This is a genomic window from Alistipes communis (assembly GCF_006542665.1).
GTDB classification, from domain to species: Bacteria; Bacteroidota; Bacteroidia; order Bacteroidales; family Rikenellaceae; genus Alistipes; species Alistipes communis.
In genome coordinates this window covers 2634131-2658119 of sequence record NZ_AP019735.1, presented here as the reverse complement: position 1 = coordinate 2658119, position 23989 = coordinate 2634131, and the positions used below count along the sequence as shown (strand labels likewise).

Annotated in this window: 21 protein-coding genes; 12 read left to right on the top strand and 9 right to left on the bottom strand. The window is 51.2% G+C overall.

Features of this window, described 5'->3' with window-relative positions:
- Window positions 1-186 precede the first annotated feature (186 nt).
- Both FMF02_RS10785 and nusB read right to left on the bottom strand, forming a co-directional pair.
- Complete coding sequence (locus FMF02_RS10785) at window positions 187-477, bottom strand: DUF1573 domain-containing protein (RefSeq protein ID WP_162502300.1); 291 nt, start codon at window positions 475-477, stop codon at window positions 187-189.
- A gap of 149 nt (window positions 478-626) precedes the next feature.
- Window positions 627-1565 (bottom strand): transcription antitermination factor NusB, encoded by a 939-nt coding sequence (gene nusB, locus FMF02_RS10780; RefSeq protein ID WP_019129783.1) that lies wholly within the window; start codon window positions 1563-1565, stop codon window positions 627-629.
- Between the two features lie 239 nt (window positions 1566-1804).
- Between nusB and FMF02_RS10775 the strand changes: the two genes are divergently transcribed.
- The 10 genes from FMF02_RS10775 to mobV all read left to right on the top strand — a co-directional run bounded on the left by FMF02_RS10775 (window position 1805) and on the right by mobV (window position 11715).
- Entirely contained in the window at window positions 1805-3013 is a 1209-nt protein-coding gene (locus tag FMF02_RS10775; protein WP_244611652.1) for a BaiN/RdsA family NAD(P)/FAD-dependent oxidoreductase, read from the top strand.
- A complete protein-coding gene (locus tag FMF02_RS10770; protein ID WP_141413150.1) occupies window positions 3010-3516 on the top strand; it encodes a hypothetical protein in 507 nt (168 codons plus the stop codon). The genes FMF02_RS10775 and FMF02_RS10770 overlap by 4 nt, the downstream gene beginning before the upstream one ends.
- Entirely contained in the window at window positions 3513-4070 is a 558-nt protein-coding gene (locus tag FMF02_RS10765) for a cob(I)yrinic acid a,c-diamide adenosyltransferase (RefSeq protein ID WP_141413149.1), read from the top strand. Before FMF02_RS10770 ends, FMF02_RS10765 begins: the two co-directional genes overlap by 4 nt.
- Before the next feature lie 222 nt (window positions 4071-4292).
- Window positions 4293-4514: a DUF2795 domain-containing protein gene (locus tag FMF02_RS10760; RefSeq protein WP_019129787.1), complete on the top strand. Its 222-nt coding sequence runs from the start codon at window positions 4293-4295 to the stop codon at window positions 4512-4514.
- A 231-nt stretch (window positions 4515-4745) separates the two neighbouring features.
- A complete protein-coding gene (locus FMF02_RS10755) occupies window positions 4746-6104 on the top strand; it encodes a tyrosine-type recombinase/integrase (RefSeq protein WP_141413148.1) in 1359 nt (452 codons plus the stop codon).
- 56 nt (window positions 6105-6160) lie between these two features.
- The gene (locus tag FMF02_RS10750) at window positions 6161-6835 is read left to right on the top strand and encodes a hypothetical protein (protein ID WP_141413147.1); all 675 of its coding nucleotides are present in this window, start codon (window positions 6161-6163) and stop codon (window positions 6833-6835) included.
- Window positions 6836-7176: 341 nt separating this feature from the next.
- Window positions 7177-7506, top strand: a complete 330-nt coding sequence (locus FMF02_RS10745) for a helix-turn-helix domain-containing protein (protein WP_141413146.1) — start codon at window positions 7177-7179, stop codon at window positions 7504-7506.
- Entirely contained in the window at window positions 7499-8983 is a 1485-nt protein-coding gene (locus FMF02_RS10740) for a DUF3987 domain-containing protein (protein ID WP_141413145.1), read from the top strand. The genes FMF02_RS10745 and FMF02_RS10740 overlap by 8 nt, the downstream gene beginning before the upstream one ends.
- Window positions 8976-10007 carry a DUF6371 domain-containing protein gene (locus FMF02_RS10735; protein ID WP_141413144.1) on the top strand — a complete coding sequence of 344 codons (1032 nt, stop codon included), beginning with the start codon at window positions 8976-8978 and terminating at the stop codon, window positions 10005-10007. The genes FMF02_RS10740 and FMF02_RS10735 overlap by 8 nt, the downstream gene beginning before the upstream one ends.
- A 151-nt stretch (window positions 10008-10158) precedes the next feature.
- A complete protein-coding gene (gene mobV / locus FMF02_RS10730; protein WP_141413143.1) occupies window positions 10159-11715 on the top strand; it encodes a MobV family relaxase in 1557 nt (518 codons plus the stop codon).
- A 103-nt stretch (window positions 11716-11818) separates the two neighbouring features.
- Here the strand turns inward: mobV and FMF02_RS10725 are convergent, their stop codons facing one another.
- Entirely contained in the window at window positions 11819-12799 is a 981-nt protein-coding gene (locus FMF02_RS10725) for an AbiH family protein (RefSeq protein ID WP_141413142.1), read from the bottom strand.
- A gap of 334 nt (window positions 12800-13133) precedes the next feature.
- On the opposite strand from FMF02_RS10725, the gene FMF02_RS10720 reads away from it, so the two are divergent.
- Together FMF02_RS10720 and dgt are read left to right on the top strand one after the other, a co-directional pair.
- Window positions 13134-15647, top strand: a complete 2514-nt coding sequence (locus FMF02_RS10720) for an AAA family ATPase (RefSeq protein WP_141413141.1) — start codon at window positions 13134-13136, stop codon at window positions 15645-15647.
- A 30-nt stretch (window positions 15648-15677) separates the two neighbouring features.
- Window positions 15678-17060, top strand: coding sequence for a dGTP triphosphohydrolase (gene dgt, locus FMF02_RS10715; RefSeq protein WP_141413140.1), 1383 nt, complete (start codon window positions 15678-15680; stop codon window positions 17058-17060).
- A 275-nt stretch (window positions 17061-17335) separates the two neighbouring features.
- Here dgt and FMF02_RS10710 read toward each other — a convergent pair whose 3' ends face one another.
- The 6 genes from FMF02_RS10710 to FMF02_RS10685 are packed head-to-tail and all read right to left on the bottom strand — an operon-like array spanning window position 17336 to window position 23973.
- Window positions 17336-19819, bottom strand: a complete 2484-nt coding sequence (locus FMF02_RS10710; RefSeq protein WP_141413139.1) for a hypothetical protein — start codon at window positions 19817-19819, stop codon at window positions 17336-17338.
- A 34-nt stretch (window positions 19820-19853) separates the two neighbouring features.
- On the bottom strand, window positions 19854-20951 hold the full coding sequence (locus FMF02_RS10705) for a hypothetical protein (RefSeq protein ID WP_162502299.1): 1098 nt from the start codon (window positions 20949-20951) through the stop codon (window positions 19854-19856).
- Complete coding sequence (locus FMF02_RS10700; RefSeq protein ID WP_141413137.1) at window positions 20948-21583, bottom strand: hypothetical protein; 636 nt, start codon at window positions 21581-21583, stop codon at window positions 20948-20950. Before FMF02_RS10700 ends, FMF02_RS10705 begins: the two co-directional genes overlap by 4 nt.
- A gap of 11 nt (window positions 21584-21594) precedes the next feature.
- Window positions 21595-22116 (bottom strand): hypothetical protein, encoded by a 522-nt coding sequence (locus FMF02_RS10695; protein WP_141413136.1) that lies wholly within the window; start codon window positions 22114-22116, stop codon window positions 21595-21597.
- A gap of 18 nt (window positions 22117-22134) precedes the next feature.
- Window positions 22135-22938, bottom strand: a complete 804-nt coding sequence (locus tag FMF02_RS10690; protein ID WP_141413135.1) for a DUF1266 domain-containing protein — start codon at window positions 22936-22938, stop codon at window positions 22135-22137.
- A 21-nt stretch (window positions 22939-22959) separates the two neighbouring features.
- Window positions 22960-23973, bottom strand: coding sequence for a DUF1266 domain-containing protein (locus tag FMF02_RS10685; RefSeq protein ID WP_141413134.1), 1014 nt, complete (start codon window positions 23971-23973; stop codon window positions 22960-22962).
- Window positions 23974-23989 lie beyond the last annotated feature (16 nt).

The following is a 23989-nucleotide window of genomic DNA, read 5'->3' as shown; positions in this document are numbered from 1 at the left end:
TCCCGCCTCGGCAAAGCCCGAACGAGTTCAGCTCTGCATTCAGCTTATCGAAAACGGCGGCCTTCGGCCTTCGTTCGCCCCGACCGCCCCGGCAACCGACGCCACCCGCAGACGGTTCGGCTCCGTTTGCCGGCAACAATCCGGTTTACGACAGCAAATATAACGATTATTTCGGATTTTCCAACATCACTGCACGTCGGCCTCGACGTAGAGCCGCAGCGGACGCTCGCCGCCGGAGAAATAGACGCGCAGTACCTTGAAAAGCCAGCCCCGCTGGCCGCTCGTATCGAAACGCACGGCCACACGCAGCGTATCTCCGGGCATAATCGGCTGAGCGTCATATTCCAACGAGGTGCATCCGCACGACGATTCGCTCCGGACGACTACGAGCGGCTCCCTGCCCCGATTGCAGAAACCCGCTTCGAGCCGCGCCGTTTCGCCGCTGTGGAGACGTCCGAAACGCAGGGTATCCGACATGTACGTATGCAGCGATTCGGCCGAAACTGCGATAACGGGGCCCGAAAATGTCCGATGCCCGCTGCGAGAGCCGCAGCCGCAAAGCAGCACGAGCGCCACGCCGACGGCCGCGCAGCCAGCCCCAAAAGCACTCCGCAACCTCCGCATGGCTAAATGAGGCCCCGCCCCGTTTTCTGGATTTTCCCCTCCTCGGTCAGCGCGGCGACCAGTTTGTCGAGCACGCCGTTGATGAAGACGCTGCTGCCCGGCCCCGAGTAATATTTCGAAATCTCGATATACTCGTCGAGCGTCACTTTCACCGGAATTTCGGGACACGAAGTCAGTTCGGCGACGGCCGTCGCCAGAATCAGATAGTCCATGAAGGCGATGCGCTCGATGTCCCAGTTGCTCGTGAAGCGTTCGATATAGCGCTGCGTCTGGTCGTAGTTCACCAAAACCTTCTCGAACAGCGTCTTGACGAAGGCCAGATCGTCGTCGCTCTTGAACTTGGGCAGAACCTTCACGTCGGTCGACGAGGCGCGCAGATTCGAGAGCGTCCGCACGACCATCGTCAGCGCGAAACCTAGATCGTCGCTCCACAGGATCGACTGCTCTTCCAAAGCGGCTTCCAGCTCCTCGCAATCCTCCAATTCGTTGCGGTAAAACTCCTCGACGAGCTGCTTGTCCTCCGAGAAGGTCCGCGTCGGATTTTGCATGTAACGACGATAGTAGTCCGACGCCAACAGTCTGGTATAAAGCAATTTGATGAGTTCGGGATAACGCGCCCAGTTGAGTTTGTGCGACGAGAGATAGTCGTTGACCGTCTGGCTCGACGCCAACAGGGCGATGGCCTTGTTCTCGACGAATTTGGTATTGGGATTCAGATCCTCGTAGGTCGGCAGTTTCTTCCGGCGGGCCGTTTCGAGCCGCGACTCCGCATGGCGGCGGACTTCGACGATCAGCTCCATCAACTGAAAATAGAGATCGTAGGTCTTGTCGATCGATGCGAGCAGTGTTTTCTCGGAGGCGATCATATTGGTCGAATCCGATTTCAGGTGTCCGAAAAGGGCTTTGATGACCTTGACTCGGAGTAATCTGCGGCTTAACATATTTTGAGAACTGGTTGCGTTTCGTTTTGACGCGGCAAAGATACGAATAAGTGAGTACAATGTCAAATTTATTTGAACATTGCCGAACGGGAGTATCTAAGACGCAGTCAAAGATATGAATTAAGTAAGGGCAAAAGCAAACAATGTTTGCAATTACCCTCGCTTAATCGTATCTTTGGCAGACAAAAAACGACAGAGAAGTGTACGACGTAATCATCATAGGCGCCGGCGCCGCAGGCATGATGGCCGCAGGAACGGCCGCACAGAACGGCAAGAAGGTGCTCGTAATCGAAAAGATGGAGAAGGCGGGCCGCAAGATCCGCATCACGGGCAAGGGGCGCTGCAACCTGACCAACGCCCGCCCGCCGGAGGAGTTCGCCGAGCAGGTGCGCACCAACGCCGATTTCTTCGCGACGGCATTCGCCGAATTCAACAACCGCGCGACCATCCGCTTCTTCGAACGGCGGGGCCTGAAACTCGACTTCGAACGCGGCGACCGCGTATTTCCTCACAGCGGCAAGGCGTGGGACGTGGCCAACACGCTGGAAGAGTGGTGCCGCGACAACGGCGTGGAATTCTGGTTCCACACGCGCGTGACAGGGCTGATGACGCTCGGCGGCAAGATCTTCGGCGTACGTTACATGAACCGCCGCGGCTTCGAACGCAAGGAAGAGGCCGCATGGGTGATCGTCGCCACGGGCGGCGTCTCCTACCCCGCCACCGGCTCGACGGGCGACGGCTACACGTTCGCCAGCGAGGCGGGGCACGACATCGAACCGCTGCGTCCGTCGCTCACGCCGCTCGTCTCGCCGCACCCGCAGTTGAGAGAGTTGCACAAGTTGCTGCTGCGCAACATCCGCGCGACGCTCTTCATCGACGGCGAAGCCATACGCGAGGAGTTCGGCGAGATCGGATTCTCGGAACGCGGCATCGAAGGCGCCGTGGCGCTGCGGATGAGCCGCGACGCCGTCGACGCACTCATCGACGGCCGGCGCGTGAAACTCTCGCTCGACCTGAAACCTGCACTTACGGTCGAAATCCTGCAAGAACGCATCCGCCGCGAAATCGCCGAGATGCCCGAAGAGGAGTTTTTCGCCGAACTGCTCCGCAAGTTGTTGCCCAAGCCCCTGGTGATGCCCGTCTGCAAAGAGTTGGACATTCAGTCGAAGACCTACGTCAAGAAGATCGGCAACAAGGAGATCGACCGCCTGATCTCACTGCTCAAAGGATTCGTGCTGCCGATCTCGGACTATGCGCCGTTCGAATACGCCGTCGTGACGGCCGGCGGCGTCCGCTGCGACGAAGTGAACCGCTACACGATGGAATCGCTCAAAGTCAAGGGTCTCTATTTTGCCGGCGAGGTGCTCGATCTGGACGCCAACACCGGCGGCTACAACCTCCAGATTGCATTCTCGACCGGACGGCTGGCCGGACAGCTCAAACAATGAAACTCGCCGTCCGATACCGTTTCCGCCGCAACGCCGAACGACTCCGCAGCCACTTGGCGCGCGCACGGTTTTTCAGGGGACACGGCGTGCACTCGCCGTTCGTCTACGCGATCGTGCGGCAGGTATTCATGAAAACCGAATTGCGCGAAGGCGACCGTTCGCTCTACGCCGCCCTGCGCGAACGGGGCGTGAACGAACGCCGCGCCGTGCAGTTGCAGAACCTCTTTATCCATTGCGGATACAACCGGTTCGGCATGAACCGTGCAACCGAAGCCGATCTGTGCATCGCAACCGCCGACACGCCGACCGACCGGCTGCCGCAGCTGGCGGAGGCCGCCCGACGAGAGGGGGCGACGCTCTGCATCATGGAGCCGTATGCCGACGTCGAACGCCGCAACTGTTGCAGGCGTCTGGCGGCGGAACACCCCTCGACGTCGATCGACAACAGGGGTTATCTGCTGCTTTTCAACGGAACATTGCCGAAACAACATTTCAAACTATGACGAAAGTATATACGAAAACAGGAGACAAGGGAACGACGTCGCTCGTCGGCGGCGAGCGCGTGTCGAAGATCGACGAGCGGGTCGAAGCCTACGGAACGGTGGACGAGCTGGGCAGTTTCACGGCCTATCTGAGCGACCATCTGCGCTCGGACGAGGGGCTGGCCGAATACCTCGGCGACCTCGACCGCGTCGCATCGCAACTGATGAGCGTCGCCGCACTGCTGGCCGTAGGGCACGGCGGCGAAGGGAAACTGCCCGACATAAGTCCCGAGGCGATCGGGTATCTGGAAGAGCGCATCGACGCGATGCAGTCCCGCGTGCGGCCGATCACCAAATTCACGATTCCCGGCGGCCATCCAACTGTCTCGCTGTGCCACGTCTGCCGCACGGTCTGCCGCCGCGCGGAACGCGCCAGCCTGCGCGCAGCAGCACTTCACCCCACGATCAGTGCCAACACGCTGGCCTACCTCAACCGGCTGTCGGATTACTTCTACCTGCTGGGACGCGCGCTCACGGAGTATTACAAGGTCGAAGAGACACTCTGGCGCCCGTAACGTACCGCCGGACGCCATGTAAGGCCGGTCGGCAGCGAAACTTCCGCCGTGCCGTCATCGTTTCCTACGAAAAAAGGGCCCGACAGAACATTTTCATACCCGCGCGAAGATTTTTCGAGGATTTGTTTGCAGGTTCGATTTTTTTTATATTTTTGCACTTTCGAACAGCTGGGGACGTCTTTCGGACGTTTCCGGCCGCAGAACTAAAAACTTGATACCGTTATGTACTGGACACTTGAACTCGCATCGAAATTGGAAGATGCACCTTGGCCCGCGACCAAAGAGGAGCTGATCGATTACGCAGTTCGTTCGGGAGCGCCGTTGGAAGTGCTTGAAAACCTGCAAGAAATAGAGGACGAAGGCGATATTTACGAATCGATCGAAGACATCTGGCCCGATTACCCCTCGAAGGACGATTTCTTCTTCAACGAGGAAGAATATTAATGCGTTTTTAAGCGCGGAATAATTATTAAATCCCTGTTAATCAGATAGATTGGCAGGGATTTGATTTGTTTGGACAACAGCGTCTGACCGTCTCAGATGGTGCAGTTTATTTGGACAAAATACGTTTTTCGGAGAAAAAAATCGGGATTTGTTTGGACAAAATTCATTACCTTTACAGAGGTTTGTGAGTATTACCGCAACCTCTGTTTTTTAATTTCAAACATCTCCAGTATGGGACGACCGAAACGACTATATCCATTGGGACGCTATCGCCTGCATATCCGGGGTGAGATCGATCCAGCCAAACAGTATCTTGTCCAGCTTGAATATACCTGGAACCGACAGGTGATACGCAAGGGCATGAACATCTTTGTCCGGCTAGGCGACTGGAACGAAAAAGCCAACAAGGGACGCGGAGGTGTGAGGGCGAGTTATGGTCCGGAGGCCAACCGGATCAACAGTCTGCTGCTTGCCCGTGCGGACAAGATCGACGGACTGCTGGCCGAATATCAGGAAAAACATCCCAGTCAGATTACAGCACAGGTGATCGCCGACTTTTTGGCCGATAAACCGCTCACGCGGGAGGACAAAGGGAAGGATTTTATCGAGTTTGTTTTGGAAAGGCTTGAATCTGACTATTCCCGGAACAGGATCGGACGCAGCCGCTATGAGAACGGCAAGAGCGGAATGAATATCTTCCGTATCTTTCTCCGTGCAACAAAGAACGGTACCTACAAGCCGGACAGTATCTATTTAGGTGAAATATCGGTTGAACTGATTGACGAATACATCAGGTGGCGGCGTGAGATAAAACAGAACAGCGATGCAACGATCAACCATGCCTTGACTCCGATTCTGAAGGCGTGTGCCTATGCTTCCGAAATGAAGATGATAGACCATGCCGTCAATGCGAGGATTCAGGATATGCGTATCGCCTCTAAGATATCTCTTTCGGACGAAGACAACGAGTTTGATGGCAAGTACCTTTCAAAGGAACAGATGTCTGCGCTATTGGAATATTACAGTACCTGTACAGAACCGCGCCGTAAGGAATTTTTGGAAATGTTCTTCTTTGCCTTCCATGCCTGTGGACTCCGTGTTGTCGATGTGATGACATTGCAGTGGGGCCATGTCAATTTTGAGAAGAAGGAACTGAGAAAAATCATGATCAAGACGAACAAGCGCCATGTAATTCCTCTTACAGAACCTGCCTTGCATATACTACATCGGTGGCAGGAGAAATGTGCCGGATGCCGGTATGTCTTCAACTTAGTAAAGGATGATCTGGATCTCGACGATGCGGAGGCGCTTTACAAGGCCCGCAACAATGCCACGAAATGTATCAATCAGTCGCTGGCGGTTGTCGGAGAACAGATAGGGCTTCCGTTTACCCTCTCAATGCATGTGGCCCGGCATTCGTTTGCGGTCTTTGCACTGAATAAGGGACTTTCCATGTCGGTTGTCAGCCGTTTGCTCGGTCATGGAAGTACGGATGTCACCGAAAAGGTCTATGCCAAATTCCTGCCCGAAACGCTGTCGGCGGAAGTGGCACGTCTGAAAGAGGATTTTGCTTCTCTCGAAATTGTCTGATGAATGCAGATGGCTATTGAAAACATTCATTAATTTTACACCTAAATTGATTTGAGATGACTATTACGCAGGTATTCCTATTGCTGGTGTGTGCATTTGTTCTGGTATTGTTACTTTCTATCCTATTCAAACGATACCATAGAATAATCATGTGGTCTGCTGCAATAGTCTTTTTCATAGGGACTTTGCTTCTTATAGGTCTTGGGATAATTGATCCGGTAAAGGACAACAACCATCCTGATCCTGTCGTAATAACAGGCATTTTCACCGCCCTTGTCTTATCGGGTGTATTTGCATACGGAGCGGAAAAGTTACGCATCAAACTTAAGGAAAAGAACCAGCAAACCGTTCAACCCATAGATAATCATTCTGAATGTACGGATTCCCCCAAAGGGGTTGTATTATCGGGAAGGCTTGACACTTCACTTGCCCGTACAATCTTTGCGAAAGCAATAGAAGCTGGATATATTGAAGAGGTTGGGTCCCATTATAGCTGGAAAGGGACAAAGGCTCTTCTTGCCTATATGTGTGGTCGAATATATTGCGGCGATTATCCTGAATATTCCAAATACGAACAGAAGACTTTTTGGGAATTCGGCAACGGACTCTTTCCCGATGTCGAGCTTAACGCACTATTTGAACAGACCGGTATCGGACAGTCCCGGCAGAACAGGAGGGATATGCCCGTTCCTAACAATGCCGGAGAAATCGACAAGTTTTTTCAGAAGTGACAAAAAACGAAGAGTATTATCATCGTTCTTGGCAAGTCTTAGCTTCTGGCTTGTTATGCATTTTGTTTTGCTTCATCTGGCAATCTTCGATTTTTTCAATTTTATTTTTCTCTTTTTTATTGCTGGTAATCAATCGGCTACGCACAAAGTTGTGACAGAATCATAACTTTCCATAACACCTGTCATAATATTGGATAATTTGTTATAACTTATTAATCCTCAGCTATTTCATACATTCGTGCCGTGATTCTGGTGCGATGTGCACAATCGTACCATATCGTATAACCAGGCTGAAGGTCTGAGTGTGCATCAGGACGGTTCGGCCATAATTTGAGATATATATGGCAAAGAACACGAATGTAGAGAAACTATGCGACCGGGAACTGCTTGAAAAGATCCTCAGCATAGTAGAGAGACAGGAGAAACTGCCACCTCCGGCACAGGAAGGCGGGCACTGTCTCTATGACAACAAGTCTTTGATGGAAAAACTGCACATCAAGGAGAAGTATCTGAAAAAGCTGCGCGACAACGGCTATCTCGGCTACTCGCGCGAAGGCGACAAATACTGGTACACGCAGGCGGATGTCGACCGCTTCCTGCGTCGTTTCCACTACGAGGCGTTTGCCTCCGGCATCATGCTGTCCGATCAGGAAGGAGGTTCTCATGTATGACCGGTTGCAACTGACCAATATGCTCCGCTCGGAGGTGGAGCGTATCCCCGAAACTGGCTTGCCGCTGGAGGTCTTTCCGGCGAGGATTCAGGAGCTCGTTCTGAATCTGGCCCGTTACGAGAACTTCAATGTCGAATATACGGCCTCCATCCTGTTGTCGGCGGTGGCGACGGCCATCGGGAACTCCTACCGGATCCGAATAAAGGGAGAATGGAAGACCAGCCCCTCCATCTACATGATGCTGGTCGGCAGGCCGGGGCTCGGCAAGACACCGCCGCTTGGTTTCCTTTACAGACCAATCCGCGAGTACGACGACCGGATGTACGAGAAGTACAACGAGGAGTGGAACGCCTATGAAAAGGCGCTTGCCTCGTCCGGGAACCGGCGCGGCGGCGCGGCGGAGGAGTGTACGCTGCTTCGGAAGCCGCAGTTGGTAACGACGGTCATCTCGGACTTCACGCCCGAGGCGATGATGAGCATCCACCAGCACAACCCGCGCGGCATTGCGTTGGTAGTCGATGAGATTCGGGCTCTGTTCAACTCCGTGAAACGGTACAACAACCGGAACAATCTCATCGAAGACCTGCTGACAGCCTACAGCGGCCAGCCGTTGAAGGTGATCCGCAAGTCGGAAGCCCGGCCGATCCTTATCAAGAATCCGTGCATCAACATTATCGGTTCGGTGCAGACCAATCTGCTGCCGGAGATCTTCCGGGCCGAATACATGGCAAACGGACTGCTGGACCGCTTTTTGTTCGTCTATCCGAAAGACCGGAGGATTTCGGGCTGGAAGCGCGACGACGGTACCATTGCCCGGCCGGATCTGGTCGGACAGTGGCAGGAGGTGCTGGACAGGATAGTGAACCTCCCCTATCCGGCGGGTGTTGTGCTGAATATGGCCGACGACGCGGAGGCGTATTTCTACAACTGGTACAACGGCATCATTGAGGAGGTGAACGCCATCGAAGACGATGCGGAGGTGGAGAGCCGCAAGATGAAACTCAACGGCAATGCCGCCCGGCTCTCGCTGGTGTTCCAGGTGTTGAAATGGGCGACGGACGGAGGCGGTATGCAATGCGTAGACCTCGAATCTGTGCAGGCGGCCATTCGGATGATCGGCTATTATGAGGAGACCTATCGGAGGATTCAGGAGCTGATTGTCGCAAACAATATCGGCGAGTCCAAAGAGGCGTGGCTGTCGCTGCTGGGCAATACCTTCACGGCAGGCGATGCGATCGTCGTGGGAAAGCGGGTCGAGCTGTCGAGACGCTCTGTCTATTATGCCTTGAAGCAGTTGTGTTGCCAGCCGAATCCCCTACTGGAGAAGATCGACCACGGAACGTATCGCAAACTCTGTCCGAGCAAACCGGCTGCACCTTGCACTATTGCACTTTTGGACGGCGAAACGGGCGGGGCCGGGTATCAAAGTGCAAAAGTGCAGTGTGCAAACGACGAAAATCCGCGCGGCCATGAGTGAGTACAGGTTTCATCTCCAGAAATACCGTTACGGGAGCAAGATCAGTTGCCCCAACTGCGGTAGAAGCCGTTGCTTCGTCCGCTATGTCGATGAAGAAAGCATCATCCGGTTTCCGGACACGGTGGGCAAATGCGACCACGAAAACTCCTGCGGGTATCATTATACGCCTCGGGAGTATTTCCGGGACAATCCCGATGTGCTGTCTCAACCGGACGGCGGCAGAGCCGATCGTCGCATCTTGCCAATGGCTGCCGAGCGTGAAACGCCCCATCCCGTTCCTTCTTTTATCTCAGCCGATGTGGTCATGCGGAGCCTGTCGCACTATGAGATCAACCCCTTGTATCACTACCTCTGCCAGACATTCGGCGAGGAGGAGACTCAGCGTCTGTTCCGGTTATACCGCATCGGCACCTCATCCAAATGGGGCGGCGCTACCATCTTCTGGCAGACGGACCGACAGGGACAGGTGCGGACCGGGAAAATCATGCTGTACGATCCCGCTACCGGGCATCGGATAAAGGAGCCACGGGCGTATGTCAGTTGGGTTCATTCGGAGTCGCATCTGCCGGACTTCCATCTCCGGCAATGCCCTTTCGGCGAACACCTGCTGAACCGCACTACTACCTCGGCGCCGGTGATGTTGGTCGAGAGCGAGAAGACTGCCGTCGTCATGTGCCACTTCATGCCGGATTACATCTGGCTGGCAACGGGCGGGAAGAATGGCAGCTTCAACCGGGAGGCAATGTCCGTTCTTCGGGACAGGGAGGTAACTCTCATTCCCGATCTGGGGGCAACGGAGAGATGGCGGGAGAAATCCGCCCTGCTGGCTGACATCTGCAAACGGGTGGTTGTATCCGATATGCTGGAACGCCTGGCCACCGACGAACAGCGCAGCCAAGGTCTGGACATAGCGGACTTCTTTCTGACCGTTCCGACACAACGCCAGATACTCCAGCAGATGATAAGGCGAAATCCAGCACTGCAACTGCTTATCGACGAGTTGGATCTGGAATTGATCGAATAACCCGAGGAAGGTTTTGGGAGTTTACAATGAAAGTCCATAACACAATAAGGACTTTTTGCCAGGCGGCAAGAAAGTCCCGTCGGGATTCGGCAGACTCCGACCTGTGGTGAGCAAGCTCAAACAAGAACCATTTATCAAAAGATCATCGATTATGAATACAGATATAAAGCAGGCCATGCACGTCGAAGCCGGAAAGTCATTCGGCACGGCGGAGGCCAATGAAAATGAACGACACTGGAATGATGACAAGATCGAGCGAAAGAATCAGGACCCGACCAACCATTACGACAAAAGCCGGATGAGATTGAATTTCGAGATCGGACCCGACGGGAAGATCCATCCGTTAGGCTATCAGCAAAAGTCGCTTGAGGTACGGCTTATGGACAGGCTGACGGAGCTGGGTTGGCATCCGTTCAAGGCCGACAGCAAGATACAGCCGAACTGTTGTGCCAAATTCATCTTCGGCGGTAACCACGACCGCACTCTCGAAATGGCATTCGGAGACCAGGCCGTCAATCATGACAAGGGGGCGGATAACAGCCACCTTCAGCGGCGCCCGGAAATCGAACAATGGGCAAAAGATGTCTATGACTGGTGCGCCCGACGATACGGGCAGGAGAATATCATCGGCTTCCAGATTCATCTCGACGAGAGCAGTCCGCATATCCATGCCTTGATTGTTCCGGTTGGACAACGTACAAAAAGCGGACGCAAATGTGTCATGTGGTCGGCGAAGTTCGGGAAGAACTGTTATGAGTACGGCCGGATCCTTCGGGAGATGCATACCTCGCTCTACGAGGAGGTCGGCAGTAAATACGGACTGGAACGCGGCGATAGTATTGAGTGGCGGCATGTCAGCCATTTGAGTAAACGCGACTATATTCGTAAACTTACACACGATGCAAGACAGGCTGAAAAAGCCGTTAAAGGACTTCAGTCTATGATACGGAGAATGGAAGCGCAGATTTTTAATTATAAATCGCTGCTCGATGATGTTGAAGAGAAACTGGCGTCCGGAAGAATAACACTCGACAAATACGACGCCCAGAAAGCCGATCTTCTGAAACTTATTGCCGAGTACCAGACGAAGCTGGACGACAAGACCGTTAAACTTCAGGCGAAAGAGCAGGAGCTGGACAGAATGACACGGGATATAGAGCGTGTTGGACGGATTGCACAACCGTTCCGCAACCGTCAGATAGACTTCGAACCGCCGAGAATCACTGGTAAACCTACGATATTCGGTGTTGACAAATGGATTGAGGAGCAGAACCGGTCTATCGCCAGCCGATTCGTGAAGATTGTCCGCCAGATTGAAGCGTTGTATCGGAAGGATGCCGAGCTGCAGGTGCAGGCTGTGCAGCGAAATGAACTGGTCGATTATCAGGAGCTTAAACGGCTGCAACAGGAGAATATGCGGCTAACGGATCTCAACGATAATCAGACAGCTCTGATGCAGGAGTTTCTTGACCAGATGGCGGAGCCATCTGCCCGGGAACGGATCTTCACCATCGCAGATGCTTTAATAGGAGGACAACTTGTAGCCGTTTCATCCGGCGGAGGCAGTGGCAACTCCTCATCCGACCTCCGCTGGGACGGCCGGAGGCCGGATGAGGAGGAAGAAGCGTATAGGAGAAGGTGTCTATTATACGTGGCACGAATCGTCCATAATTCTCAAAAGAGAATTATGTGTAAGAAAACGCGTTAAATTCTAAGAATCCTCCGATAAACTGTTGATTGTGTTTCATCGGAGGATTTTGATGGAAATTATTAGTATTGTTGATACAGAACTATTTATATGGCCTATATAATTATTTTAAAATGAATGTAGGTTCATTTACTGTGAAAAACAATCTGCCAGTTAAATCCTCAGACCAGTTTTTTTCTTCTATTCTCATTTTCTGCATAAAGCATTTTTGTTGTTCTCGTTCCAAACGTCCTCGTTTCTGTAATTGTGTGCGACGAATCGCATTAGGTTCATACAGATGTTGAATAATAGCTATATTCGTTCTGTTAACAAGATTATTCCCTATTATCTTCCACCACCGGGCATCAGTATCCCCAAGTGAGACTCCAAACAATATAATTACATTCGCATTATTAATTAAAGTCTCGCATTGTATATGCCTTGTTTCTTTCATCACCAGATTCGATTGTTCTTTTATCATCAAATCTTTAATGTCGTCATTTTTTTTGAACTCTTCATTTTTAATTTGAGTTTCATTGTCGACTCCTATGATGATAGATTGGCCCAATATCCCATGAACGTGGATAAGATTACGTAATGTATTACTACTATCAAAACCTTTGGTTGTTGCGCCACTACTGAGGTTTAATATCTTTTCGAGAGTATTTGTATAATTTAGCGTAATAACAGAAATATCTTTGGAAGAAAAATTGTGTTTCTTTATAAACCTATTAAACCGATCTTTATCTAATGCTCCCAGATATTTACTGATTTTAATAAAATCGTCCTGAAATTTTGTCTTAAGTTTATCTGTTGGTAAAAACTTCTCATTCTCTTTTGTTAGATAACTTTGAAGATGTTCGTTCAATTCAAAATAGAAATCGTAAAATTCATCAGCGTTGTTAGATACATCTGTAAAAGCACCTAAACGTTCTTCCATATCGGACCACAACTTTCGATCTTCAGTTATTTCAACTTTCATCCGATTTAATAAATTGCTGCCACTTGTTACATGCTCCTGCAGATATTTATAAAACTCAGGATAACTGGTTGCCATCCCTTGTGCTTTGTCAAAGCCATTACCAAAGATGTAAAGTATATTCATTTCTATTATTGGAGGTTTATTCAAATATAAGTTCTAATAAAAATAATTGATCAATAGGAATTAGTTATTATGTATGATAACCAATGATTTAATAACCAAGTATCCATTCTGTCGTTTGAGAATGACCTTAACGAATTTATGTTCCATTTAGATGTTTAGTTCGAATAATACAAATATATGCAATTCCCTAATTGTATTTTGTCTATAACTTCAATAAAATGACAGAATCATAAATATTTATCGTATTTCTTCTGATATGACAATATAATAATAAATTGGATATTCTTACTTAAAATGATTATCTTTATAATATTATTTTAAGTCATAGAGAAATATGGAAAATCTCCAACAAAAAGTTATCAATTGGGTGAAAACATTAAAAGGATGGCAGTGTGAATTAGCCTATCGGCTTTTAATTAAAGAGAAATTAGAGAATAGCGATATTGATGAAATTGTGTCAATGTTGAAAGAGGAGAAACAATTTGAAGATAAAGTTTTCCCTAATATTGGTATATCAATTAATGGAGAATCGATAGTATTATTGTCTATAGATTCCATAGAAAATATTGAATATCTATCTCCTCGAAATGCTCTGAAATTTGCGGAAAAAGGATTAACCGTGATTTATGGCAAGAATGGAACAGGTAAATCCGGTTATACAAGAATTTTAAAAAAAGTATGCGGAAAGCCACATACACGAGATCTCATTGGGAATATATATAAACCCAATGTCAGTATCGGTAAATGCACCATATCTTATAAAAGAGGAGAGCAAGTGGAACAATGTTTTTGGTCTGTGAATGATGGCGCTATAGAATCATTAAGATCTGTCGATATTTTTGATTCTGACACAGGTACCTCATATTTGAATGAAGCGAACTCTGTTTCATACATTCCTCCTATTGTAGCATTCTTTTCTTCTTTTTCAAGGTATCATGACATTATTAAGGAACATTTGACTACTCAAAAAGATCAATTAATTCCAAAACTACCGGTACCGCCACATGAATTATCCGAAACCAACTATGTAAAGAATGTATATCTGTCTAAAAAGTTAGACTTATCAAAGTTTGTCTGGGCTGGAGAAGACGAGAATAGATTATCAGAACTTGATCAAAAATTAAAAGAAGCAGATCTTAAAAAGGCTGTTGTAGAGTTACGAGAAAAAAAACGTAAGATTGGCCTACTAATTAAAGATATTGAAGATGATCTAATAAAAGTTTCTCCACAAAGTAAAAAAGAGATAGATGCTTTAGCGTCTGACTTATCGACAAAAGAACAAGCAGTTCTTGACGCGGCTAAGGTGTTAAGTAATAGCTCTAAATTAGAGGGCGTTGGAACCGAATCTTGGAAATTACTATGGTCTGCAGCAAAAGAGTATTCTCAAAAAGACGCATACCTAGACGATAAAAAGTTGTATCAGCATGATAGATGTGTATTGTGCCATCAAATATTAGATGAGGAAACGAAAACTCGATTGCAAAATTTTGATACATTCATAACCAATGAGTTGTCACAAATAGCAACTGATGCAAAAAAACGATATAATGATCGTATTAATTCCTTACCAAAGGATTTTACCGAAGACCAGATTATTGACAGATGTATATCTGCTGGATTAGATAGAGACTGGGGAAAGCAAATATTTAATATATGGATTCAAATATATAATAATGGGGAAGCGATTCGTTTAAAACGCCCATTACTCAATATTTATAACGACGCGCAAATTGCTTTGTCTGCTCTGAAAGAAAAAAGCCGACGATATGAAGTTACAGCTGCAGAGTATGAAAATGATACAAAATTATTTGACAGAGATGCTGCAGCAAAACAATTATTGGAATTAAAAGCTCAAAAATGGGCTTTTGAACAATATGAAGCTATAAAAATCGAGCAATCTCGTCAGATGAATGTCATAAGATATGATCAATGGATTTCGCAAACCAATACACGAGGAATCACAACCAAAGCAAATGAAATAGGAGATTTAGTCATTACTCAAAGTTTTGTAAAACGATTTAATGAGGAGTTAGATAAATTGGGCGCTGGAAACATTCAAGTAGAGTTTGTAAAACAAATTAATAAAGGTACAACTAAACATGTACTCAAGATTGCTAATGCAACTCATAATAATCCTGAGAACATTTTAAGCGAAGGAGAGGCTCGCATTATATCTCTTGCTGCTTTCTTAGCAGATGTTACGGGAGGGAATTATGCTAATCCGTTTGTGTTTGATGATCCTATTTCATCTCTCGATCAAACATACGAGGAAAAAACAGTTAAACGATTGGTTGAACTAAGCAAGAGCCAGCAAGTCATCGTTTTCACGCATCGACTGAGTCTATTGTGCCAATTGAATGATGCCTGTGACAATATAAAAACGCTTGGAATAAGGAGAGAGTCGTGGGGTACTGGCGAAATAGGAGAACTTCCAATGTCTGCAAAATCTCCAAAGAATGCACTCAAAGATATCTTAAATAACAAACTTGTTAGAGCCAAAAAAGTCCTAAACGAAAATGGAGCAGAAGAATATTATTTACACGCAAAAATGATATGTAGTGACTTTCGCATTTTAATAGAACGAACTGTTGAATATCATCTATTAGGAGATGTTGTTCAGCGATATCGTAGAGCTGTAAACACAATGGGAAAAGTTAGTTCTCTTGCAAAAATAAATAAGCATGATTGCGAGATGATTGATAAATTTATGACAAAATATTCTTTTTATGAGCATAGTCAGCCATTAGAAGCACCCGTTGAATTACCTTTACCCGACGATATATCTAATGATGTTAATGAATTATTGGCGTGGATTGAGGAGTTTGACAAGAGAAAAATTATTGATTGAATAATATTGCAATAATTTATACCGCATAAAATGAGAGCTAATTTTATTAAAATGATTTCCCCTATTCGTTTTAGGGAATCAAGCGTAAAAAAGGATCCAACAGATGGACGTAATCCATTTGATAGTGATTATTCAAGAATAGTTCTATCTTCCCATTTCCGCAGATTACAGGATAAAGCACAAGTATTTCCATTAGAACGTAGTGATTTTATACGAACTAGATTAACACATTCATTGGAAGTTGCATGTTTTGCTAGAGGTTTAGGGTTAGGAGTAGAAAAGCATCTATTGAAAAAGAAAATAATTACTGAGACAGAAATCGGGTATATCCCGACCATATTGGAAGTAGCAGGTCTTATCCATGATATAGGCAATCCTCCTTTTGGCCATTTTGGTGAAGAAATTATTAAATCATATTTTCAAAAAATCAAGAGCTTTTCTGATGATAATTTAATAAAAAATGCGTTTGATTCTTTGACGGATGAACAACAAGCAGATTTCTTAAATTTTGATGGTAATGTACAGGGGTTTAGAATCTTGCGTAAATTAGGATTGGCGCATGATAATTTTTCTTATAATCTTACAATGCCCATTCTTGCTACAATTATAAAATATCCATATTCTTCGTTGGAAGGAAATAAAAAAATGTCCGATGGTGGCAAGTACAGTCAGAAAAAATATGGCTATTTCACATCAGAAAAAGAAGATTATAATAGGATAATAGAAACATTAGGTTTGAAGGGAAAAACCAGACATCCTTTAACTTTCTTGCTTGAAGCTGCAGATGATATAGCATATTCTGTTTCTGATATTGAGGATGGGCATAAACTCGGAATAATAACATTAGACCGTATTAAGCGAACTTTTTCGACTCATGATTGTCCGGGAGAATTGGTCGGACTAAAAAAGTATGAATCTAACATGGATTTATATGTTCGATTGCTTAGAATAAAATGCCAAAGTAAAATGTTGATAAAAACGACCAAGGAGTATAATAGAAGGATAAATGAGATTATTGAAGGTGATTTTGATTCTGAAATACTTAAAGTGTCTGAAGCCAGTAAATTACGAGATGTATTCAAAGAGTTAAGTGTATATAATTTTTCAAATATTAAAGTATTAAAGTGTGAATTATTAGGGCAGGAGGTCTTATCGTATTTACTTAATACTTTTTATAATGCTTTATTCTCTAAGGAAATATGTCTGAATGGGAAACTCAATCGGAAATCAAAAGAGTTCAAAATATATTCCCTCATTTCAAAAAATTATATCGATAAGGCCTGCAATGAAGGAGAAGAGTTTCCTACAGATAATTATAAAAAATTCATGTTGATAACAGATTATGTAAGTGGTATGACAGATACATATGCATTAAATTTATATCAAGAACTTACAGGTAAACCTCTTTATTAATAAGTCCATCTGTTTTTATCATAATCAGATCATAGCTCCTGACGATTTCAGACAGTTTGTATTGCTTATCGTACTGGCATTTTGTAGCCTATGCTACCTGTTTGTCTAAATAGTTCTGTAGTTAGATGTTATCTTTCACAAATATAAAACGATATCGTAGCCAAGGTAGTAGTGGGGAATATTATACTAGAGAGAGACAAATAAAGCGAGAAAAACTTACCAGAAAATCAAACCAGTTCATAGGAAAGGGTTGAACAGCGATTTCTCCCCCCCCCTTACTCGGGTTGTGTAAGCGGAATGTCGGGATAGAGTGCTTCGCAGGGTTGCATCGGCTCCAGCGTTTGCGGACGACTGGCCGAGCGGAGGAAATTCCAGAAATCCGCGGGAAAGTGCACGACTTGTCCCACATGGGAGCGAAGTGTGGTCAACACCACGCGGCTGTCGCTCAGCCGTCCGATGTGTTCGAGTTTTTCGCTGCCGAACATCCCGGGACGGATGCGCAGCACTTCCCCGGTTGTGCGGTTCCAGAGTCGGGCGAAATCCAGCCGCATTGAGTCGCATGCGCCTTTGACCAGTACCCAATCTTCTCCAAACGGGAGAAGAACCGACCAGGGATCCACATTCTGCATACGGGTGGCCCGGCAGCGGCGCGTGTCGATGTCGAGTTCCAGCAGCCGGGCAACCACCTCCCGGTCCGAGAAGCCGCACATCACCAGGCGGCCGGTTTCGGGAACAGGGATGGAGCCGTTGAACCCGTCGCCGCTCAATATGTGGAAGCCCAGCGGTGAGAGCGAGCCGTTTTCGAAACAATAGGTCTCTTCGTCGTGTGCAAGGAGGATGCGTCCGAGTCCGTCGCAGGCGAACCTGCAAGGGTGCTGCGCCTTGGGCAGGGGAAAACGCTGGACGCGCTCCACTCCCTGCGGATTCATCGTGAGGATCGTGGCGCTCTGCCGGTCGCCGAAGCAGAGATAACGGCCGAACCATCGGGGACGCTGGTCGAAGAAAAGAAAGGGCGATTCCTGTTTCGGCAGGTCGCACAGCCGCTTCCAACTGTTCGCTTCCAGGGGATTCTTGCCCCCGAGAAGCATCCAGCACTGCATGGGTGGAATGTAGTAAAACGCCGCATAGAAATCCATCTCCGGGGAGTAGGTCAGGCAGCAAAACCGGTTCCAACGCACCTTGACCGGTTGCAACGGACGCTGGCGGAGATCGGCGACGAAATTCCCCTGCCACTGCTCCGCATCACGGCTTTTCCACCGCCCGCTGCAGAAGTCGCCGGCCAGCGAGTCGAGCATGTAGTCGGCATCATCGGGCCACGGTACCTCTTCGCAGGGCATCGTGCGCCCGGGGTCGATTTCGCGGACCGGAGTGCCCGGTGCGCGCCCCGGCTGCTTCAACTGCCGACAATATTGACCCGCCTTTCCGCAAGCCTTTTCGAAATCCGTAGCGTGAGCCTCCGGTTGCAACGTGAGGAGGTAGATATCGTCGCCGTCGAGGTCGTAGAGCCGGTATCCGTGGCAGGTCAGCTCCTGCCCGAGAGCAGCAAGTCCCTCTTCGTGCGAGCGGCAGGCATATTGCACCCCGATCTCGTCGAATCGGGCTTCATGCAGCACCGAAATCCCTTCGCCCCATTTTTTACGCATCTCAGCCAGCGAGTCGTTCACGTCCCCATCGTATTTGAGCAGGTCCAGCGCCTCTTCTACGGCCTGCTCGACCTCCGGGAATTGGCTTTTTCCTGCCAATGTACCGTCCGTAGCGTCCGTAGCGTCCGCCGCCTTCGGCAAGCCCGGCGCCTCTGCGACCTCTCCGATCGCCGTAGGGTCATGTCCGAGCTGATTTTCGAGCATCTGAAATACCTTCACATGGGCATTCCGAATTCCCTGGCTTGTGTAGACCATCACGGGTTTGCGCACCAGCCGGATGCCGAACCCTTCGAGCGCGTCGAACAGCTCCGGGAGCTGCAACGGCGTGAACATCCGGTGCTGCATCACGGGGCGGTCGTCGATGAACAGATCGCCGTGGCCTTCGTTCCATAGGCCACGCGTCGTGTTGTCGTCGTTGCGGAGCGAGATCTCGAAGCTGTTGTGCTGGCGGCAGCTGCCGTAGAGGCTGCGGGGGCTGTTCAGCCGGAGCGTCAGCACCACGCGCCGGCGCCGCTCCTCCTTCGGGGCCGCCGGGTCGGCATAGGGCTCGCCGTCGGAGGAGAACTGCGCGATGACCTCCCATTCGTATGACTCGGGCCACGGAATCCCGGCGGCCTCCAGCCACCGGAAGGCTTCCAACTGGTGTGTAACGGTGTCGTAGAAGGCTTCGATCCGGCCTCTGAGTTCCTGCAGGTGGGGAAACGGGAATCCCTCCAGCAGGCGGACGATGCGCCGCAGCAGGAACAGCTCCGCGGGATCCTCGACCATCAGCATGCGCGCCAGCACGAGCAGATAACGCACGGCCTCCGGCTCTGCCGAAAGGGCGAGAAGTGCCACACAGTACCAGAACCCCACGATGTCGTAATCCTTCGGCAGACCCGTCGTGCGTTGGCGTTCGCGCTCCTCGGGCGAGGTCGGGAGGATGGCGTAGTCATCGAGCGAGGCCGCAACAGCCCGCACCACCTCCCCATCGGCGGCAAACGGCTCCATGCGCAGTATCTCCTTGAGATTGAGCGGCGCGTGGATGAACGATCCGAGTTTGCGGTTGAGTGCGTCGATCTTTTCGGCCGTCCCGGGAGTGCATCCGGGCAGCGGGGCGATTTTCAACGGTGTCATGGTATCGGGCTTACATTGGTGGATGGGTATCTTTTTACCGTGCTGCAATTGCCTCCGTTACCCGGCGGATATTCCGGCGGGTATATCCGAACGAGACGATCGAGCTGCGCTTGCCGAGATCATTGATGCTGTTGATCCAGATGCCGCCGCGGTCGTGTGCGACGAAGATCTGTTCACCCCACGTGGCGCTCCACCATGCGGGATGGGTGTGTGCGACGAAAAAATCCCGGTCCATGTGGTCGATCGTCCAGTCGTACTGCTCGGCCAGTTCCCGGAGCAATGCGTCGATCCGCTCCGGCGGCAGCACCGTTTTTCTCCAACGGAAGAAAAGCCTGCGGTATTGGAGACGGAAGAGGATGAAAGCCACCGGGGCACAAACGGCCGAGATCCAGAGAAGCGCCCTTGTCGAAATGGACGCCATACCCGTGAGGGTGATGATGACCATGAAGAGCGGTAGATAGAGGAGCATGATTGGAAGCAGGTAATGGGCCCAGACCCCCTCGGCGTTGAGCGGCAGCCTGCGATGTTTCCGTATGAAGTCGGCTGTATCGACCCGGGCTTCGTTGCGGCATCCAATCCGAATGAATACTTCAACGAGAAGCAGACAACCGATTCCTGCCACCCATAAAAGAAAGGTGGGAACGGCATTTAGCTCCGGTGCTCCGACTTGGATCGTCAGCACGCCGTCGTAGGCCACGCCGTCGAACGAGAGGTCCCGGCAGCGAAGCCGGTACTCGCCCTTTTTGGCTGGGGAGAAACGGTAGAAGTGCCGGCAGATGCGTGTGGTTTTGCCATCGCTCCAGGATCCGCTACTGGCACTCCGAATCCATGCCAAGGGTGTCCCCTCCTCCGTGACGATGGTCGGGGTCCGGTCGGTGTATTGGTTGCTGGAGAGCACAATCTCGTAGTCGCCCCGGGCCCGCGGCTGCCCGGCCTCGATCGAGAGACAGCAGCGCACGGTGTCGCATTCCGGGGTGGCGGCGTGGAGCAGGATCGCCCGGGCGGCATTGCGCGGTACAACGTCGAAGTCGGGGCGGTCGTCCGCCGGAGCTTGTTCACCCTGTACACTCCAGATCGTAAGAGTCAGCGCAAGCAGCAGCCCGAACCCTCCCCGGATGACTCTTTCCATCATTGCCCGGTGGTGGATTCGAAGGGAGAACGATCGAGCAGGGCCTCCTCGGGGATTCCGGCCGACTGCGGCCAGAAGAGCTCACGCTCCGTGTCGTCGATCCAGAAGAGCGGCAGCATCAGGGGCAGATACTGGAACAGATGGCGGCCGTCGGTCAAGCTGGCGAAGACCACGATGAAGGTATTCATCCGCATACGCTCGTCCCAGGCAAAGCGCCATGAGAGATAGAGGTTCTGCATCCGTCCGGGACGGGTTGTCACATCCACGTCTCCCTCTTCATCGGGCATGAAATGGCCCGAGTCGAGAGACAATTCTCCCAGCTCCATGATGCCCTCGGGGGCTTGAAGAACACTCATAGCCTTGAAACACTCTCCGCGGCGGATCGAGCGGTGGGGAACCGTCACGCGAGCCACCACCCAGACCGAATCCGCGTGCCGGATGGCGTGCTCGACCTCGAAGCGCACCTGCGGACGCTCGAGGGGCTTCAGCCGGCGGTTTACCACCTCGGCGTCCCGATACAACCAGGTCGATTCGGAGGCCGCGAAGGTCGGGTCGAGCTCGGCGGATTTGCGGGTGCCTGCGCAGCTCGTGGCAGCGAGCAGAAGGATAAATGCGATCAGATGCTTGATTTTCATGGTTTTTGTTTTTATGTGTAGCAGGCCAGTAGCCAGATAACAAGTCCTACAACGAGAGCCACGGCGAGAAAGCGCACAAGGTCGCGCCGGATGGAGGGCTCCTCCTCGGGACGGCAGCGGAACATCCGGGCCAGCTCCTCGAAACTCCGGCAGCGGAAGACCGCCTGCCGGAAGTTGGCGGCATTGCGCCAGCACGCCTCCCGGAACCACTCCGACCGGGGATATTCGCGGGCGATCCACGCCTGCAGCTCCGGGAGCATACAATCGCGAACCTCATCTTCGAAGTCGGTTTCATAGCGGACGGTGCGTCGGTCGGTTGGGCCGATACGGCCGCAGAGCCCGACCGGCGCGGTCTCCCGGCTGCGGCGGATCGTATAGCGCCGTCCGGAGGCGTCGACCACCTCCTGCCCGGCCCAGCCGTCGACCTCGGCGAGCAGCCGGCGTGTCGTTACGTTCTCCTCCCGCCAGAAGACATAAACCGTATGCTCCGCGGGGGCGAGGTAGAAGACCGGATATTTCAGCGCGGCTTTCATCGCGGTTTCGTCGGGCCCTTACCACGGGTAGCGCACCCACGGGCTCTTGGGGTTGCTCAGCAGCACGTCGGCCGTTGTCTTCATCACCGAATTGTAGGCCCGTTTGCCACCCCACAGCGAACGTCCGAGGATGTAACTCATCGCCAGTTCGCGCCACGACCCGCACGCTTCGTGCGCCAGCGCATCGGCACGGCCGATGTAATGCCATGCCTCCTCTTCGGTGAGGTAGCCCATCTCGCAACAGGCCCGCGCCAGGAAGACAATGCGCCCGGCATCCCAGCCTGTTACGTTGCAGCTGCTAAGTTCCTCCCGCGAGGCGACGACCCCGCACGAGAGGAGTTCGTCGAGGGTCTCCCGCAGGTTTTCGAGCTGCGAAGTCGCCTTGTCGTAATCCTCCTGCGAGGTCATCCGCTGCTGGAACAACGCATCCTGCCGCAGATGGTCGTCGAGCCGAAAGGCTTCGAGCACCGTGGGCCAGTAGTAGCGGAATCCCTTTTCGCAGAGGTAGTTCAGTTGCCCGCGGGCCTCGGCGGAGGAGTCGATGCCCCACCAGCCGCCCAGAATTTCGGGCAGCGTGTCGAAAATCCCCGTCTCCAGCGAATTCTGCCAGGCCCCCTGCTGCGAAGCGTACATCGCCCCGATGGCCAGCTGGCGGCAGTGTTCATCATCGAGCGTCGATTTCGGGTTCAGGCATATTTCCTTGAAGGATCGGCGTAACTTGCGCGCCGTTCGCCAGATCCGGCTGCCTTTCTTGTAGAGCCATGTCAGAGCACCGACCGCCACGGCGGCCAGCATCACATAGAATTCAATTCCCCGTTCCATCGTTTTAGTGCTGTCGTGTGGCTATGCGTTCCACGCAATCTGCCGCCACGGCGAGGTCTCCTCTTCGAGCAGCGCGGTGACGATCTCCCAGGCCGTCTGGCAATCCTCCTCGTCGCCGTGCCAGACACCGCGGCCCATGGCGAAGCTGCGTCCATACTCCTCCCACGAGGCGAAGTGTTCGCGGGCGGCATCGGCTGCCACCTGCATCACCTGCCACATCTCCTCTTCGGAGAGGTAGCCGGAGTGAAGGGCCCAGCGCCCGAGGTTGGCGATACGGACCAGATCCCACGCGATGACCGTCCGCGGAAGCGTTTCGGCCGTGCAATACCCGTTCTCGATCATAAACTCCGCGATCAACTGCACATCCTCGGCTTTCTCCTCGGGATCACCCGCATCGGGCTGGCCACCGCGCATGAGCGTCAGCGCCGCGTCGGCATCGGCATGGTGTCCTTCGTGAAGCAGCCACCGGACAATCCCGAGCGTCGAGCCCCGGTCCGTAATGTTCCACCAGCTCTGCAGTTGCGCGCGGTAGGTTTCGGGCAGGACCTCGCTCTCGACGGCATCCACCTCCTCGTCGTTGTAGACCAGCAACGGTGCGGCAAAGGCCATCAGCCGACGCTGTTCCGTAGTCAGCCGGCACGTCGCGGCGTGCCTGATCTCCCAGCCGCCGTCCTCGCCCAGCCAGTCGAGCGCTGCGGCATTCGCCTCGCGCAACTCCTTTTCGAGACTCCCGTCCTGCATCGCCTGCATCGTTGCGGCGGCCTGCGCCATGTTGTGCTGTGCCGCATCGGCCACGGCGGCGGCATCCACTCCGCCGAGCGTTCCCATCGCAGCCTGCTGCGCCTGGATCCCGGCCAGATCGGGTACGGCAGCCTGCATCTGGGCCATGATTTGTGCCTGCATGTCGCCCATGTCGGGCATTCCGGGCATCTCCGGGATCGAGCCCATCATTGCGCGCATCTGCTCCAGAGCCGCCTCCTGCGCCGCCCGGGCAATCTCCTCCGGGCTCTGGGGTTTCATCTTCTCGTTTGCCATGTTCGGTATGTTTTAA

Bases quoted from the DNA above. Each gene is read 5' to 3' on its own strand.
- FMF02_RS10785 (WP_162502300.1), bottom strand. From the start codon at position 477: ATGTCGGATACCCTGCGTTTCGGACGTCTCCACAGCGGCGAAACGGCG.
- nusB (WP_019129783.1), bottom strand. From the start codon at position 1,565: ATGTTAAGCCGCAGATTACTCCGAGTCAAGGTCATCAAAGCCCTTTTC.
- FMF02_RS10775 (WP_244611652.1), top strand. From the start codon at position 1,805: ATGATGGCCGCAGGAACGGCCGCACAGAACGGCAAGAAGGTGCTCGTA.
- FMF02_RS10770 (WP_141413150.1), top strand. From the start codon at position 3,010: ATGAAACTCGCCGTCCGATACCGTTTCCGCCGCAACGCCGAACGACTC.
- FMF02_RS10765 (WP_141413149.1), top strand. From the start codon at position 3,513: ATGACGAAAGTATATACGAAAACAGGAGACAAGGGAACGACGTCGCTC.
- FMF02_RS10760 (WP_019129787.1), top strand. From the start codon at position 4,293: ATGTACTGGACACTTGAACTCGCATCGAAATTGGAAGATGCACCTTGG.
- FMF02_RS10755 (WP_141413148.1), top strand. From the start codon at position 4,746: ATGGGACGACCGAAACGACTATATCCATTGGGACGCTATCGCCTGCAT.
- FMF02_RS10750 (WP_141413147.1), top strand. From the start codon at position 6,161: ATGACTATTACGCAGGTATTCCTATTGCTGGTGTGTGCATTTGTTCTG.
- FMF02_RS10745 (WP_141413146.1), top strand. From the start codon at position 7,177: ATGGCAAAGAACACGAATGTAGAGAAACTATGCGACCGGGAACTGCTT.
- FMF02_RS10740 (WP_141413145.1), top strand. From the start codon at position 7,499: ATGTATGACCGGTTGCAACTGACCAATATGCTCCGCTCGGAGGTGGAG.
- FMF02_RS10735 (WP_141413144.1), top strand. From the start codon at position 8,976: ATGAGTGAGTACAGGTTTCATCTCCAGAAATACCGTTACGGGAGCAAG.
- mobV (WP_141413143.1), top strand. From the start codon at position 10,159: ATGAATACAGATATAAAGCAGGCCATGCACGTCGAAGCCGGAAAGTCA.
- FMF02_RS10725 (WP_141413142.1), bottom strand. From the start codon at position 12,799: ATGAATATACTTTACATCTTTGGTAATGGCTTTGACAAAGCACAAGGG.
- FMF02_RS10720 (WP_141413141.1), top strand. From the start codon at position 13,134: ATGGAAAATCTCCAACAAAAAGTTATCAATTGGGTGAAAACATTAAAA.
- dgt (WP_141413140.1), top strand. From the start codon at position 15,678: ATGAGAGCTAATTTTATTAAAATGATTTCCCCTATTCGTTTTAGGGAA.
- FMF02_RS10710 (WP_141413139.1), bottom strand. From the start codon at position 19,819: ATGACACCGTTGAAAATCGCCCCGCTGCCCGGATGCACTCCCGGGACG.
- FMF02_RS10705 (WP_162502299.1), bottom strand. From the start codon at position 20,951: ATGATGGAAAGAGTCATCCGGGGAGGGTTCGGGCTGCTGCTTGCGCTG.
- FMF02_RS10700 (WP_141413137.1), bottom strand. From the start codon at position 21,583: ATGAAAATCAAGCATCTGATCGCATTTATCCTTCTGCTCGCTGCCACG.
- FMF02_RS10695 (WP_141413136.1), bottom strand. From the start codon at position 22,116: ATGAAAGCCGCGCTGAAATATCCGGTCTTCTACCTCGCCCCCGCGGAG.
- FMF02_RS10690 (WP_141413135.1), bottom strand. From the start codon at position 22,938: ATGGAACGGGGAATTGAATTCTATGTGATGCTGGCCGCCGTGGCGGTC.
- FMF02_RS10685 (WP_141413134.1), bottom strand. From the start codon at position 23,973: ATGGCAAACGAGAAGATGAAACCCCAGAGCCCGGAGGAGATTGCCCGG.